14 protein-coding genes are annotated in these 15,334 nt (G+C 58.8%); 10 read left to right on the top strand and 4 right to left on the bottom strand.

Annotated features, from left to right (window positions below; all coding sequences use genetic code 11):
* The first annotated feature begins 60 nt into the window (after nucleotides 1-60).
* The 8 genes from FY152_24425 to FY152_24390 are packed head-to-tail and all read left to right on the top strand — an operon-like array spanning nucleotide 61 to nucleotide 9,151.
* Complete coding sequence (locus tag FY152_24425) at nucleotides 61-951, top strand: sugar ABC transporter permease (protein UXS35306.1); 891 nt, start codon at nucleotides 61-63, stop codon at nucleotides 949-951.
* Nucleotides 948-1,778 (top strand): carbohydrate ABC transporter permease, encoded by an 831-nt coding sequence (locus FY152_24420; protein ID UXS35305.1) that lies wholly within the window; start codon nucleotides 948-950, stop codon nucleotides 1,776-1,778. The genes FY152_24425 and FY152_24420 overlap by 4 nt, the downstream gene beginning before the upstream one ends.
* Before the next feature lie 34 nt (nucleotides 1,779-1,812).
* On the top strand, nucleotides 1,813-2,973 hold the full coding sequence (locus FY152_24415; protein UXS35304.1) for an ROK family transcriptional regulator: 1,161 nt from the start codon (nucleotides 1,813-1,815) through the stop codon (nucleotides 2,971-2,973).
* A 28-nt stretch (nucleotides 2,974-3,001) separates the two neighbouring features.
* A complete protein-coding gene (locus FY152_24410; protein UXS35303.1) occupies nucleotides 3,002-4,360 on the top strand; it encodes a Xaa-Pro aminopeptidase in 1,359 nt (452 codons plus the stop codon).
* Nucleotides 4,361-4,387: 27 nt separating this feature from the next.
* Complete coding sequence (gene ugpC / locus FY152_24405) at nucleotides 4,388-5,482, top strand: sn-glycerol-3-phosphate ABC transporter ATP-binding protein UgpC (protein UXS35302.1); 1,095 nt, start codon at nucleotides 4,388-4,390, stop codon at nucleotides 5,480-5,482.
* Between the two features lie 32 nt (nucleotides 5,483-5,514).
* Nucleotides 5,515-6,276: a TIM barrel protein gene (locus FY152_24400; protein ID UXS35501.1), complete on the top strand. Its 762-nt coding sequence runs from the start codon at nucleotides 5,515-5,517 to the stop codon at nucleotides 6,274-6,276.
* Nucleotides 6,277-6,324: 48 nt separating this feature from the next.
* Entirely contained in the window at nucleotides 6,325-7,458 is a 1,134-nt protein-coding gene (locus tag FY152_24395) for a M20/M25/M40 family metallo-hydrolase (protein ID UXS35301.1), read from the top strand.
* A gap of 40 nt (nucleotides 7,459-7,498) precedes the next feature.
* On the top strand, nucleotides 7,499-9,151 hold the full coding sequence (locus FY152_24390; protein ID UXS35300.1) for an alpha-glucosidase: 1,653 nt from the start codon (nucleotides 7,499-7,501) through the stop codon (nucleotides 9,149-9,151).
* Nucleotides 9,152-9,168: 17 nt separating this feature from the next.
* Here FY152_24390 and FY152_24385 read toward each other — a convergent pair whose 3' ends face one another.
* The 4 genes from FY152_24385 to FY152_24370 all read right to left on the bottom strand — a co-directional run bounded on the left by FY152_24385 (nucleotide 9,169) and on the right by FY152_24370 (nucleotide 13,229).
* Nucleotides 9,169-10,332 (bottom strand): ROK family transcriptional regulator, encoded by a 1,164-nt coding sequence (locus FY152_24385; GenBank protein UXS35299.1) that lies wholly within the window; start codon nucleotides 10,330-10,332, stop codon nucleotides 9,169-9,171.
* A gap of 32 nt (nucleotides 10,333-10,364) precedes the next feature.
* The gene (locus FY152_24380; GenBank protein UXS35500.1) at nucleotides 10,365-11,162 is read right to left on the bottom strand and encodes a carbohydrate ABC transporter permease; all 798 of its coding nucleotides are present in this window, start codon (nucleotides 11,160-11,162) and stop codon (nucleotides 10,365-10,367) included.
* 44 nt (nucleotides 11,163-11,206) lie between these two features.
* Nucleotides 11,207-12,115, bottom strand: coding sequence for a sugar ABC transporter permease (locus FY152_24375; protein UXS35298.1), 909 nt, complete (start codon nucleotides 12,113-12,115; stop codon nucleotides 11,207-11,209).
* A gap of 163 nt (nucleotides 12,116-12,278) precedes the next feature.
* Complete coding sequence (locus FY152_24370) at nucleotides 12,279-13,229, bottom strand: hypothetical protein (protein ID UXS35297.1); 951 nt, start codon at nucleotides 13,227-13,229, stop codon at nucleotides 12,279-12,281.
* A 317-nt stretch (nucleotides 13,230-13,546) separates the two neighbouring features.
* On the opposite strand from FY152_24370, the gene FY152_24365 reads away from it, so the two are divergent.
* Together FY152_24365 and FY152_24360 are read left to right on the top strand one after the other, a co-directional pair.
* Nucleotides 13,547-14,833 carry a carbohydrate ABC transporter substrate-binding protein gene (locus tag FY152_24365; protein UXS35296.1) on the top strand — a complete coding sequence of 429 codons (1,287 nt, stop codon included), beginning with the start codon at nucleotides 13,547-13,549 and terminating at the stop codon, nucleotides 14,831-14,833.
* 84 nt (nucleotides 14,834-14,917) lie between these two features.
* Nucleotides 14,918-15,319: a RidA family protein gene (locus FY152_24360; GenBank protein UXS35295.1), complete on the top strand. Its 402-nt coding sequence runs from the start codon at nucleotides 14,918-14,920 to the stop codon at nucleotides 15,317-15,319.
* The last annotated feature ends 15 nt before the right edge of the window (nucleotides 15,320-15,334 follow it).

The following is a 15,334-nucleotide window of genomic DNA, read 5'->3' as shown; positions in this document are numbered from 1 at the left end:
GTGTGGTTGGGGGCTTGAATGCAGGCCCCCGGCTTTCCTGCAACTTCTGGATCGGACGACATGGTTCTCAGTTTCCGCAGCAGGCGCATGCTCTCCTTTGGTATGTTCCTCGTCATTCCCGCCGTTCTTTTTTCGGCCGCCTTCATCTATCCGCTTATCGAGACGGTCATTCTCTCGTTTCAGCAATGGGATGGGCTGAGTCCTGCCAGGACCTATGTCGGTTTTGCCAATTACCTGCAACTGCTCGACCAGCCATGGACGCGCGTCGCCTTCCTCAACAATCTGCAATGGCTGATCTATTTCCTGTTCGTGCCGACGCTTGCCGGTCTGACGATCGCGCTTCTGCTCGACAGCGATATTCGCTTTGCCTACGTGTTTCGGACGATCTTTTTCGTTCCCTTCACCATCACCACGGTCGCTGTTGCCTCGATCTGGCGCTGGGTCTACCGCCCCGGCACCGGTCTGATGGCCGCGTTGTTCGATCTTGTCGGTGCGACGCCGCCGAACTGGCTGGGCGACCCGCAGATCGTCAATTACGCGATCATGGCCGCGTCACTCTGGGCGTGGACCGGCTTCACCTTTCTGATCTATTTCGCGGGCCTGCGTAATCTGCCGGTCGAATATATCGAAGCGGCACGGCTGGATGGGGCATCGCCCTGGGCTATCCTGACCCGCATCAAGCTGCCGTTGCTCTGGCCTTCCACGATTGTCGTGCTCGGCATTGCCGGGGTCGATTCCATGCGCGTGTTCGATATCGTCTGGTCGATGACGCAAGGGGGGCCGTTCCAGTCTTCCTATGTGCTGGCCGTCGACATGTACGAAACCTCCTTCGCCCGTTTCCGGATGGGAGAAGGTGCGGCAATTGCTGTGGTGCTGACCGTAATCGCGGCCATCGTCGTCATGCCCTACGTCTATCATCTCTCAAATCGCCTGGAGGACGTTCGCGAATGACCCCGTCATCTCCATCATCTGCTGGCGGCTTCAGGGTCGTGCGTTATCTTGCCGTCCTCGCCCTTTCATTGCTGTTCCTCATGCCGTTGCTGATGGCCGTCAATGCAAGCTTCAAGGCGCCGGGAGAAATTCAGTACGCCCTTCAGTTGCCCGGATCGCTGTATCTGGAAAACTACGCGCGCGCCTGGAACCGCATTGGCCCGAACATGATCAACAGTGTGCTGATTACTGTGCCAGCCGTTATCCTGTCGGTCTTCGTGGGTTGCCTAGCGGCCTATCCGCTTTCGCATGTGAATATTCCCGGCGGCCGGTTTATCTACCTGGTTCTTCTGGCAGGGCTGCTCATTCCCCACCAGGCCGTGCAGATTCCACTCTTCACCATCATGCGGGCAATCGGTCTCTACAACACTATTCCCGGCATGTGGCTGGTGCATACCGCTTATGGCATTCCGTTCTGTACTTTCTTCATGCGCAATTTCTTCTCGACCGTGCCGCGATCCATGTACGAAGCGGCCCAGATCGATGGATGCGGCCCGTCGGGTTACTTCTTCAAGATCCTGCTTCCGGCTTCCGTATCCGGTCTTGCCGCGCTGACGGTCGTGCAGAGCCGGTCGGTCTGGAACGATCTGTTCTTCGGCCTGACGCTGACGAACGGACCGGGCGCGAGCCCAGCGCCTGTCGCCCTCTATATGCTGATTGGTGGCATGGATGTCGATGAGGGGCAACTTATGGCTGCGACGATCATATCGTTGTTGCCAATCATGATTGCATTCCTTCTTTTCCAGAAGGCATTCACCCGGGGCCTTCTTGGCGGCGCTTCCAAGTAACAGGCAACAACCACAATAGTGTCAGGTATCGATTTTGCACCCTTCCGTAGTTAGACAGCACCACGCATCGCGGATTTTCCATACGATCCGGCTCAATCCTGATCTTTCGCAGCGGGAGATCGCCGATCTGGCCGAAGTCGACAAGTCGACCGTTTCGACGATCCTGAAGGATTTCGAGGACGCGGGACTGATCGTTCGCTCGCAGCGTAAGGCGGGAGGCGGTCGCGGTCGCCCCGGCGATGGAATTTCGATTGCCGGTTTCGGCGGGCTTTTCATCGGCATCCACCCGGTGCCGTGGGAAATTCATTTTGTTGTTGCCGGGCTCGACGGCGTCCCCGTGGGCAGCATCACGCGGCCGATGCCTCATCATAGCGAACTTGCCGCCCATCTTAACAAGGGCATTGATGAACTCGTGGCATCGATCGGCCGCAGCCGTGCCGATGTTCGGGCTGTCGGAATCAGCGTTCTGGGTCTGCTGACCGCGGATGGCTACTGGGCACACTCCCCGAACTTCGGTTGGCGGGACATTCCGTTGCGCAAACTGCTGGAGGAGCAGATTCAGCTGCCGCTGTTTATCGACAACAGTGCGAATGCAGACGCGCTGGCGGAACATATGTTCGGCGCAGCGATCCGCTCGGACAATTTCATCTATGTGTCGAGCGAGTCCGGTGTCGGATCGGGAATTTTTCTCGACGGTTCATTGTATCGGGGCAGCGGCGGTTTTGCCGGCGAATTCGGACACACAAAAGTCGTGCCAAACGGGCGGCTATGCCGCTGTGGCAACGAGGGATGCGTTTCGGCCTACGTCTCGGACTTCGCACTACTTCAGCGCACGCGGGAAGCCGGCATCGAGGTGAAATGCATCGAGGAAGTGGCGCAGGCCGCCACCGAGGGTGATCCGCAGGTCATCGAGATCGTGACGGATGCGGGCACCAAGCTCGGCCTCGGACTTTCCAACATGGTCAACATGTTCAACCCGAGCCTGATCGTTCTCGGCGGCGGTCTTTTGCGGTTCCGCACCATTCTGCATCCGTTTGTCCAGCGATCGCTCGACGAAATGTCGCTGCCTGCGGTCATCGAACAGGTCACACTTCAATATTCGGCATTATCGCCATCCGACACACCGAGGGGAGGTCTCGCGCTTGCTCTCGAGGGCTGCACCATCGTTATCGGTAATCACAACAGTCTCTGGTGATCCAGACAGAAAACAGAAAGAGGTTTCTATGTCATTCAATCTCAAGACCATCGCCATTACGGAGTTCGGCGTGCCACAGCAGCAGCCGGAGATTTCTCCGGCCACGTACGAGGCGCGCTGCAAGCTCGCCTACGAGCGTGCCGGTGCCGACTGGCTCGTGGTTTATGCAGACCGCGAACATTTCGCCAATATCGCCTTTCTCTCGGCCTTCGAACCGCGTTTCGAGGAAGCGCTTCTTCTCCTGGGACCGCAGGGCAAGCGGATTTTCGTGACCGGTAACGAATGCTTCAGCTACACCGCCATATCGCGTCTGCCGGCGTTTGAAACGCTGCTGTGCCAGTCGCTCAGTCTGCTGGCGCAGGACCGGTCGCAGAAGTCCGATATCGTGGCGGTGCTGCGCGAAGCGGGCCTGAAAAAGGGTGACACCGTCGGTCTCGTCGGCTGGAAATATTTCGAACCGTCGGAATGGTCCTTCGACGAACCCGCCTTCTACGTCCCGGATTTCCTTCCGAAAGCACTCAAGGCCGTCACCGGCGGGCTTCCGGTCGAATCCACGCACATCCTCATGGGTGCGCAGGATGGCTTGCGCACGGTGGTCGACGCGGACCAGATCGCCGCTTTCGAGTGGGCTGCTGCCCGCGCTTCCGCTGCTCTGTGGCGGGTAGTCACCGGCATACGTCCCGGTGACAATGAACTGACAGCGGCTTCACGTGCGTTATATGCCGGCGAACCGATGAATTGCCACATGATGATGACCACCCAGAATGGTTCGGGTCCGGTGATCGGCCTCAGCAGTCCGAGTGGCCGCATCATCTCGGAAGGCGATGGTGCCAGCACCGCGATCAGCTACTGGGGCGGGCTCTCCTCGCGTGCAGGCCTGATCTCCGCCGGCAACGACGACTTCCTGAAGCCCGCACAGGCTTACATGGAAGGTTTGGCCGCATGGTATGGAGCCGCCGACATCGGCGCGCGCGGCGGCGATATTCACGAGGCGGTCGTCTCCACCCTGGCGCGTGGCGGGTTGAAATCTGCGCTCAATCCCGGGCATCTGACCGGTCATGACGAATGGATCAACTCGCCGGTGCGTCCGGGCTCCGAGGATCGGATCGTCTCCGGCATGCCGTTCCAGGTGGATATCATTCCCGTTCCGATGCCGGATGGCTGGGCACTGAACTGCGAGGACGCCGTAACCTTTGCCGACGCCGGGCTCAGGGCCGAACTGGAGCAGCGGTACCCGGAAGTCGCCGGACGAATTGCCGCCCGACGCGACTTCATCCGTCGCGAGATCGGCGTCGACCTCAGCGACAATATCCTGCCGCTCTCCTCCACCCCGTTGTGCCTGCCGCCGTTCTGGCTGGCCAGCGACCGTCTGCTCGCCCGCGGCTGATCACTCGAAATACGGAAGGAATAGTCAATGGCAAAAGTGACGATCCGCAAGCTGGAAAAATCCTACGGCGATTATCAGGCGGTCAAGGGTATAGACCTCGCGATCAACGACAATGAGTTTGTGGTGCTGGTCGGGCCGTCCGGCTGCGGCAAGTCCACCACATTACGGATGGTCGCCGGCCTGGAGGATATTTCAGGCGGCGATATCAGCATCGACGGCCGGCGCGTCAACGATATCGCGCCTGGCCGTCGCGACATAGCGATGGTGTTTCAGAATTACGCGCTTTATCCGCACATGACCGTGCGCGACAACATGGCGTTTGGCCTGAAGCAGCGCGGAACCGCGAAAACGGAGATCGAAAAGCGGATTGTGGAGGTAGCGCGTATTCTGGAAATCACGCCGCTTCTTGATCGCAAGCCGCGCATGTTGTCCGGCGGCCAGCGCCAGCGTGTCGCTATGGGGCGCGCCATCGTGCGCAACCCCAAGGTGTTTCTGTTCGACGAGCCGCTGTCGAACCTCGACGCCAAGCTGCGTGTGCAGATGCGCACGGAGATCAAGAAGCTGCACCAGGCCCTGCCGACGACGACGATCTATGTCACACACGATCAGGTAGAGGCCATGACGATGGCGGACCGCGTCGTCGTCATGAATGGCGGCATCATCGAACAGGTCGGCCCGCCGCAGGAACTCTATCGCAGGCCGGTCAGCCGTTTCGTCGCAGGCTTTATCGGCTCGCCGGCGATGAATTTCCTGCCCGTGACCTTGCAAAAGGAAGGCGACGACATGCTGCTTCGCCTTGAGACGGGCGCAACGGTCCGGGTTCCCGATGAACGAAAGGCTGCCTATGCGCCCCATATCGGCCGGTCGATGGTTTTCGGCATTCGTCCCGAAGCATTCGGTCTTGGGTTGAACCGGCCGGATGTCGCGTCTGTCGAAGTGGCCGTCGACGTCGTGGAGCCGCTGGGAGCGGAGACGCTGGCCTATGTGAAGCTTGCATCCTCCAGCCTGTGCGTGCGGCTCGATCCGGCCGACGTTTTGACCCCCGGCACTCCGCTCCACCTTCAGGTCGATATGAACCAGATGTATCTCATCGATCCGGCCACGGATCTGGTGATCTACTGAGGGAATGTGCGCGACCTTGCGAAAGCATGACGATGATAGATCCCCGGTTTTCTACCTGCCTTGAACTGCTGTTCGTCGCTGAAGCCACGGCCATGCATGACCGCATCCGGCTAGCACATGCCGCCGGCTTCAGAACTGTCGAATTCTGGCGATGGAGCAACAAGAACCTCGACGAGGTGGACGCCGCTCTCCTCGAAACGGGAGTGGATCTCGCCGCCATCCTCGCCGAGCCCGTTCTGCCGCTGACCGACCTGAACAGCCATGCGCGCTTTCTTGAAGGACTGAGTTCGTCCGTGGATGTTGCCCGGCGACTGGGTGCGGGAACGCTGATCGTGCAGGCCGGAAATCTGCTCGACTCGGTTCCGAGGGTCCGGCAGTCGGAAGCGCTGGTGGACGGACTGCGAAAAGCCGCGTCGGTCGTTGCCGGAACGGGCATCGTTCTCGCGCTCGAGCCGCTCAATATCCGGGTCGACCACCCCGGCTATTTTCTCTCCTCCACGGTTGAGGGGCTCGATATCGTCGATGCTGTCGGATGCCCCGAGGTGCGGCTGCTTTATGACATCTACCATTCGCATGTCATGGGCGAAGATCCTGCCGCTGTGCTTGCCGGACGGGTCGACCGCGTCCGGCATGTCCATCTTGCCGATGCGCCGGGCCGCCATGAACCGGGCACGGGAGAAATCGACTGGCGGAGCGTTCTGAACTGGCTGCGGGCCAATGGCTATGCCGGTCCTGTGGGCCTCGAATACCGTCCATCCGTTCCGACGCTCGAAAGCTTACGCAGCCTTGCCTGAAAGCGGGCCACGCTCTTGCACGAAATTCAACAACCCGGGAATTTTTTCATGTCTGCTTCCTACAAGTCTCTTCCGTTTGACGTTCCGACCTATCTCGCCGGGGTTCGGCGATGGGTGGAATGCGAAAGCCCGTCGTGGGATGGGGAGGCTGTCAGTCGTATGACGGCACTCGCAGCCGAAGAGCTCCGCGCGAGCGGGGCGGTAACGCAGCATATTCCCGGCCGCATGGGGTTTGGCGACTGCGTCTTTGCCGATTTTTCGCCTGAGGACAAACGGCCGGGTATTCTGGTCCTCGGCCATCTCGATACGGTCCATCCGATCGGCAGCCTCGTGTCGCGCATGCCGTGGAAAGAAGAGGATGGCCGGTGCTACGGCCCCGGCCTCTACGACATGAAGGGCGGCAACTATCTCGCCCTCACGGCCTATCGGGAATTGCGAAAGGCAGGCATTGCACTGAACCTTCCCGTTCGGTTTCTGCTGACGTCTGACGAAGAGCAGGGCAGCCCCAGCACCCGTGAACTGATCGAGCACCATGCGGCACGCGAGAAATATGTTCTCGTTCCCGAAGGTGCCGAACCCAATGGCAGGTTGGTGACCGGCCGCTATCCCACCCGACGTTTCCAGTTGTGGGTGCATGGCAAGGAAACTCACGCCTTCCTGCAACGCGAGGACGGAAAATCGGCGATCATCGCCATGGCAAAGGCGCTGGTGAATATTGACGGTCTCAATGGTCCCGAGTGCTCCTACACCCCAATCTATCTGGAGGCCGGGCTTAAGATCGCATCAGTGCCTGTATCCGCCTATGCGGAGATCAGCAGCACGGCGAAGGAAGACAGGCTGCTGGAGGAAGCGTTCCAGAAGCTGCACCACGTCATCGACGAGCCCGGAATTACCGCGGAAGTTCGCATCAAGGCGGCGCGCCCGACATGGACGCCCGGTCCCCAGGACGAGGAAATCTGGCAGGTTGCCCGTGGTGTCGGCGAAGAACTCGCGATCGCGCTCGATCATGAAATGCTGTTCGGCGGGTCGGATGGAAACATCACCGGCGCGATCGGCATCGCCACGCTGGATGCTCTCGGGCCGGTTGGTGCGAATGCGCATCAGGTGACGGAGTCGATCGATCTGGCAAGCATCGCTCCACGCGGACGGCTTCTGGCCGGCCTGATGGCAACGCTGAAATAGGTCTCGCAAGAGCGGCAGCGCATTAATGACGGGGAATGGAATGCAAACGAACCTTTCGGAAAAATGGTGGCATCGTGCCACCGTCTACCAGATCTACCCACGGAGCTTTTCCGATTCCAACGGAGACGGTATCGGCGATATAGCCGGTATCGTCGCAAAGCTCGATTATCTGCAGACGCTGGGGATCGACGTCATATGGCTGTGCCCCGTCTATGCGTCACCCATGATCGATCACGGGTACGATATCTCTGATTACCGCGATATCGCGCCTGAGTTCGGGGATCTCGCAACGATGCAGTTGCTGATTGACGAGGCTGGCAAGCGCGGTATCCGCATTCTTATGGACCTCGTGGTCAATCATACATCTGACCGGCATCCGTGGTTCCAGCAGGCGGTTTCCTCGCCGGACAGTCCTTATCGCGACTACTATATCTGGCGCAAACCGAAGGCGGACGGCTCGCCTCCGACCGACCGCCGGTCCCATTTCGGTGGCAGCGCCTGGACACTGAATGAAGCAAGCGGCGAATATTACTATCACCTCTTCGCGCGCGAGCAGCCCGACCTGAACTGGGAAAACGAGGCGTTGCGGCGCGAAATCCATGCCATGATGAACTGGTGGCTCGACCGGGGCATTGGCGGTTTCCGGCTCGACGTCATCGATTACATCGGCAAGGTTCCCGATCTGGGAATTGTCGAGAACGGCCCGCGACTGCACGATTATCTGCAGGAAATGTATCGCCACACCTTCGAGGGCCGTGACATCATGACGGTCGGCGAGACATGGGGCGCGACACCGGCGATCGGCAATCTTTACGCGGACCCCGCCCGCAAGGAGCTTTCGCAAGTCTTCCAGTTCGAGCACATTACATTTGATCGCGATCCGGTTCACGATAAATGGAAACCGCTGCCGTTCGATCTTGTCCGGCTGAAATCAATCCTTTCCCGGTGGCAGCGGGAATTGTTGCCCCAAAGCTGGAACGCTCTCTTCTGGAACAATCACGACCTACCGCGAGCCGTCTCCAAATACGGTGATCCCGGTGTTTTCCGGCGTGAATCCGCCACGATGCTTGCGACGGTCCTGCATCTGATGAAGGGAACGCCCTATGTCTATCAGGGCGAGGAGATCGGCATGACGAATGTCCGCTTCCCGTCGATCACGGATTACGAGGACGTTCAGGCCCGTCGTGTTTATGCGGAACGGATTGCCGCCGGTATACCGCATGATGAGGTGATGGAAGGCATTTATGTCAGCGGCCGGGACAATGGCCGCACGCCGATGCAATGGGACGCTACGGCCGAGGCCGGGTTTACCACGGGAAAGCCGTGGCTCGGGCTGAATCCGAATTTCACCGAAATCAACGTGGCGTCGCAGATCGATGATCCCGCGTCCATACTCCACCACTACCGAAAGCTCATAGAACTCCGGAAATCGAACGATACGGTGGTCTATGGAGATTATTTCCCGATTTTACCGGAGCACCCGCGGATATTTGCTTATGAGCGCCGTCGCGCCGGCAGCCGCATTGTCGTGATCGCCAATTTCTCCGGTGATCCGCTGACCGTGGATCTGCCGGAGGCGATAACCGGTGCCTCGGGGACTTGCCTGGTGACGAACCACGACATCCGGACCGATTTGTTGCAAAAAGTGGCATTACGGCCGTTCGAGGCTTTTGCGATTGAGTTTGTCGGATGACCAACGCGAGCCCGTGTTCACCACGGGCTCGCTTCCGTGTTGTTGTGGCTGGTACAGCCTTCCAGCGCCAGCGCGATTCCTCCGAGCGGAACGGCGGAGGCTCCCAGTTTGGATTGTTCGACGCGCGCATCCTTGAGCACTGACGGCAGTGCCATTTCCCTCAGCGATTCCTCTATGCCTCTTCGCATGAAAGGCGCCAGTACGTCGAAGCCGCCGCCGAGTACGAGGAGAGGGACGTTGAGCAGATTGACCAGGTTTGCAAGTCCGATGCCGAGATGGCGGCCCGCTTCGTCGAGAGCCGAAAGAACATGCGGATTCTGTTCCTTGGCAAGCTGCAGGATTTCATCCTGCGAATCGACTTTGATGTCCTTCAGTTTCAGTCGCTGGATGATTGCGTAGTCCGACGTGTAGGCGGATATGCAGCCAAGACTGCCACAGCGGCACAACCGCCCCTGTGGGACAATCTTCATATGTCCGAACTCGCCCGCGAAGCCGTGAACGCCTCTGTAGATGGTCCCGTCGAGGAACAGTCCGGCACCAACGCCACTGCCGCTTTCCACATAGGCGAAGTCGCCCGTTTCAGTACCGCGACCGAAGTAAAATTCGGCGATTGCGGAGGCATTGGCGTTGTTGTCAATGTAGAAGGGAATACCCAGCGCCTCCTGCAGCAATTTCCCGAGATGCACGTCGTTCCAGTGAAGGTTGGGCGACTGGGCAAGCAGTTCGTGGTCGCTGACCAGTCCGGGTATCGATATGCCGACGGCGCGGACCTCTTTTGCAGAGCGGGAAATGTCCGCGGTGGCCTTGCGGATGGCAATGGCGATTTCCTTTCCGAGCCGCGCGGGATCGCGCGGCAGGGGTCTCGTGATCGTGTGCAGGGGCACACCGTCGAGACCCGCGACGACATACTGAATATCGTCCGGATTCGGATGCACCCCGACAAGCAGGCCGCCGCGCGTGGAAATGGAAATGCATTCACCCGGCCTGCCGGGACGACTGTCCGACTTCCGCGATGTGCGCTCGATCAGTCCGGCGGCTTCGAAGTCTTTTATCACCATCGAAACAGTGGACTTGTCGGAGCCCGTCATCTCCGAAATTTCCCGCTGCGACATGTTCGGGCGCTGGCGGATCGCGTGAAAAATTCGCGCTGCGTTGATCTGCCGGATTATCGATGGATGCATAAAGGCTTTCTCGGACGTCGAAAAAAGGAGTGCTACTTTGAGCTACCTCCAAGCAGTCCGCGCGTAAAGGCCTTCTGGAACAGCAGGAACGCGACCATCATGGGAAGAATGGAAATGACGGTCGCTGCCATGATCGGGCCGTCATCGACTTCGAGCCCGCCGATCAGGCTGTAGAGGGCAACGGGCGCTGGGTGCGTTGACGGGCCGCTTGTGATGGTCAGGCCAAAGAACAGATCGTTCCAGACCGAACGGCTCTGGACAATCGCGAGTGCCGCCAGGCCGGACGCTGACGCGGGTAGCAGAATTTTGAAGAAGTAGCCTGCCGGACCACAGCCATCGATTCTTGCTGCCTCGAACATTGAACGCGGCATGGAGGAGAAGAAATTCCGCATGAAGAAGGCGCAGAAAGGTACGCCATAGGCCACATGGACCAGCCACATGCCGGGAATGGTGTTGTAGAGCCTGAGTGCCCGCATGATCAGGAAAAGCGGAATCTGTACGGTTTGCTGTGGCACCAGCATGCCGGCGAGCAGGAGAAGAAAGAGGTATCGCTCGCCCGGAATTCGCGTGTGCGAAAGCGGAAACGCCGCGAGTGCGCCGACGAAGACCGACAGGATGACAGCCGGGATGGTAATCATGAAGCTGTTGAGAATGCTGTGCCCGATGCGATCCCAGCCTTCCGCGTAGTTGCGCGTATAGAAACCCGATGGAAGGGAAAGGACCTGCTGCAGTTCCGCCGGTGTCTTGAACGACGAGATCAGGGCAAGGACGAGCGGCGTCAGGTAAAGCCCGGCAAGCGCGAGCAGAAGAACATATCGGGCCGTGGCCATAGTCCTGCGGCCGGAAAAATGTCCGGAAATTGTATATGCGTGGCTCATTCGCGAATATCCTCCATGCGGCCGGACATATAAAAAACGTAAGGCATGACGACGATTGCCGCGACGAGGAACAGGAGCACGGCAACAGCGGCACCCGCGCCCATCTGGAACCTGGCGAACGAAGTGGAATACATTTCAACAGCCAGAACGGATGAGGAGTCGTAAGGCCCACCTTCCGTCATTGCCCAGACGATGTCGAACACGCGCATGGAATCGATGGCGGCAATTCCCATGACGACGATTGTCGATGGTATCAGCAGCGGCAGCTTGATGCGCAGCAGGATGGTCCAGGCAGAGGCGCCATCCAGCTTTGCGGCTTCGATCAGCTCTGCCGGCAGGTTGCGCAGTCCGGCGAAGTAGATGAGGAAGGTAAAGCCGCTCCATGCCCACAGCGATGCCAGCATGATGGCGTAGGTATTTGTAGACGGGTCTCCGAGCCAGTTGTGGGCGAGCCCCCCCAGTCCGACCGCCTTCAGTACCTCCGACAGAAGGCCGATATTCGGCTCGTAGATCCAGCGCCAAACCGATGCGACCGCAACCGTGGTAATCGTGAACGGGATGAAGAAGATGGTGCGGAAGACATAGGTTCCGGGCAGATCGCTGTCGAGCAGCAGGGCGAGTCCCAACCCGACCGATGTCGGCACGACCAGGTAATAGACGAGCCATTTCAGGTTGTTGACGAAGGCGTGCTGGACGCGCGGTTCGGACAGGATCATTCGGTAATTTTCGAGCCCCACATAGGTCATGTCGGGCGACATTCCGTTCCAGTCGTAAAAGGAAAGCTGGACCGTATTCAGTACGGGATAGACGTAAGCCCCGAGAAAAAGCACGACGGGGCACAGAAGAAAAAGGAGAAAGCTTCTCCTTTCCCTGTTCTGGAATTGGCTGGCGGCGTGATGTGACATGATCTGTCTGCCTGTGGCTGTGTTGATGGATTCGGCAATGCCGGGTTGCACAGTTCGATGAAGGGCCGTTTTGGCCGTGAAGTCTGTTGTTCACGCCGTATCGGCGCGCTTGGAGCGTGTCCGGTGAGCATGGGTTCACCGGACACGCTCTAACTTCTTGTTTTCACGCATTGTCCGGGCGTGAGTCCGATCCGGATTTCAGTGGAAATGCTTTGGGTTTTCCGATCATGCTTCGAACCAGCTCTCCGGCCTTGGCGATCTGTCCGGAATTGAGGTTGGTCCGGTAGGGAACGGCGGCGGCACGGCCTTGCAAAATGCCAAGCATCTCATCCGTTGCCGTGTTGCCGGCTCGCGCGCCCAATCCCTCGATCGTGCATTCGACTTGCCTGGCCCCGCCCTGGATGCCTGCAAGGGTATTGGCGAGGGCAAGGCCGAGATCGTCATGGCAATGAACGGAAAAGGTTGCGCGGTCGGCATTCGGAACGCGCTCCATCAGGGTCCGCAGCAATGCCTCGTATTCGTGCGGCAGTATGTGCCCGGTCGAATCGGGAATGTTGATCGTCGTGGCGCCGGATTTTATGGCGATCTCCACACATCGGCACAGGAAGTCGATATCCGAGCGGCTGCCATCCTCGCTGGACCACTCGATGTCATCCGTGAAACGGCGCGCTTCGGAGAGGCCGGTCGCTATCGCCGCAAGCACATCCTCCGCGGCAAGCCCCTGTGTCTGCATCTGTTGCGGCGACGTGGAGATGAATGTGTGCAGCCGTCGCCGCCGGGCGCCATGAGTTGCCTCGGCGGCAATCTCGATCTCCTGCCGTGTCGGGCGGCAGAGGGCGCAAACCGTCACCTTTTCCAGAATGCGGGACATTGCGGCGACGAGCAGGAACTCCTCCCGCGATGCTGCCGGCGTGCCGACCTCGACAATATCAACGCCGGTTTCGTTGAGCTGTGCTGCAATTGCCATCCTGTCGTGATCGCTAAAGGCGACGAGGGGAGAGTGGGCGCCATCCCGAAGTGTCGTGTCGAATATGATCAGGCGTTCCCGCGCGCTCTGCCGCGTCGGTCCGGTGCCCGTCATTTCGCCATGTCGGGGCTCTGTATGTGAAGCCATTTTAGGCGTTCCTGTGCTGTCGCGGTCGGGTGATTGATTTTTATTCTGTATATCGGATAAAAATTTTGTCCATTAAAATCAATTATAAAAAAGAAAATTGCTGATATTCATTTGCGACAATAATTGAAATTTATGCGACATTTATAGGCTAACGATGTGCCTTGTCAGAGACATTTGCGGAAAAATGGCCATTTTTCTAAAGAAAAGACGCATATTGACTCATTTTTTGGGCGTCTTATTATTAATCTTATATACGGAAAAATAATTCGTCATTTCCGTCATATGAGCAGTCAACCGCCACATAAGGGGAACTAATCGTGAAAACTGAAATGAGCAGGCGCGCATTCAATCTGATGGCTGCGGGCGCCCTTGCCTCCACAGCCATACCGTCGGGTGCCTTCGCCGATCAGGTGCCTGAGTTCTGGCACTACTGGGGTGCCGGCGGCGAACTCGATGCCGTCAAGGCACTGATGGCTGTTGCCAATGCGCGCCATCCCGAGACGCCCATTACCGAACGGGTTATCCCTGGTTCAGCCGCCGGTCTGCGACAGCAACTCCAGACCGCAAAACTGGGCGGTATTCCGCCGGTCGCGGCGCAATCGAATCCGGGCGCCGAATTGCGTGATGCCAGCGCCAGCGGCACATTGCTCAACATCAACGATGTCTGGGCCGAGATTGATGGCGACAACATCTATCCGGAAGCATTGCGCAGAATCGTGTCGCTGGGCGACGATCATTTCGCCCTGCCCATATGCCTGAGCGTTATTGGTAACTGCTTCTACAACAAGGCGGTTTTCGACAAGCTCGGCCTGTCCGTCCCAACCGGATGGAAGGAGTTCCAGGCGGTGTGCGACAAGATCAAGGCTGCCGGCATCATCCCGCTGGGCGCTGCCTCGCCGCACGGATACATTCTTCAACAGTGGTACGGATCGATGCTTTCGGTTCTGGGTACCGACGGATTCTGGCCGTTCGCAAGAGGCGAAGTCGCGATCAACGGTCCCGAACTCAAAGAGTCGTTCGAACTCTTCAACACGCATGTCGCCGCGAACTTCGATCCGAACTGGCCAGGTGCAAAGTGGACGGAGGTTGTCGACCGGATGATGCGTGGCGAGGTTGCCATGTTCGTGGTCGGCGACTGGGCTGCCGGTTACATGCAGCAGCGCGGCTGGAAGCCCGGCGCCGATTTTGATTTCTTCTTCGGGCCGGGGCTCGAGAAGATCACATTGTTCCAGACCGATGTTGCCATGGCTCTCAAGGGCGACAAGGAGAAGGCGACGAAAAACTTTCTTCGCGCGGTGGCGAGCCCGGAAGGGCAGGCCGCTTTCAACAGGGTCAAGGGAACGCTGGCCGCGAGCAACAAGGCGCCGACCGATTTCTACAGCGTTGTCGGCAAGCGAGAGTTCGAAAAGTTCACTGCCGGTGGCGAGTTCGTCTCTCTGCCCAATCCCTACGGTCTGTTGCCGCTCGACTTCGTTATTCCGTTCGGAACCGAACTGGAGCGCTATGCCTCGACCCGCGATACGGCCACTTTTCTGAAGGGGCTCGATGCTCTTGAGGAGAAGCGTCAGGCGCTCAAGCAGGCAGGCAAGTTCGTGGCCTGGTAAGGCAGGCGTCGCAACCATAGTGGAACGATACGTGTGTATCCGGCGTCAGGCGCGTCGGATGCACACGGTCATCGGAGATGAGAAATGAAAAGAACCATCATTGAAGTGCCTGTGATTTCCGAAACGATCCGGAAGCTGGGTGCCCCGACATCCGCGCTCGTGCAGGTTGGAGATCTCCTTTACACCTGCGGCATGCCGCCGATCGACTGCAAGACGGGAGAAATTGTGAAGGGAGACATTAGGACGCAGACCCGTGCCTCCATGGATGCACTCGCCTTCACGCTGCGCTACGCAGGGTCCTCCCTGGACAGGGCGGTCAAGACACTCGCTTTCGTTGCAGATACGGACATGATGGGTGGGCTGAACGAAATATACCGCGAATATTTCACGGGCGGTTTTCCCGCCCGCACCTGCGTGGCGATCAAGCCTTGGCCATTGTTCGACGTCGAAATCGAGTGTATTGCGACGTTAGGCTTGCAAACCTAGATGCCGTAATGGGCC

The sequence above is a fragment of the Agrobacterium tumefaciens genome (genome assembly GCA_025560025.1).
GTDB lineage: Bacteria > Pseudomonadota > Alphaproteobacteria > Rhizobiales > Rhizobiaceae > Agrobacterium.
This window is presented reverse-complemented; position numbering and strand designations above follow the sequence as displayed.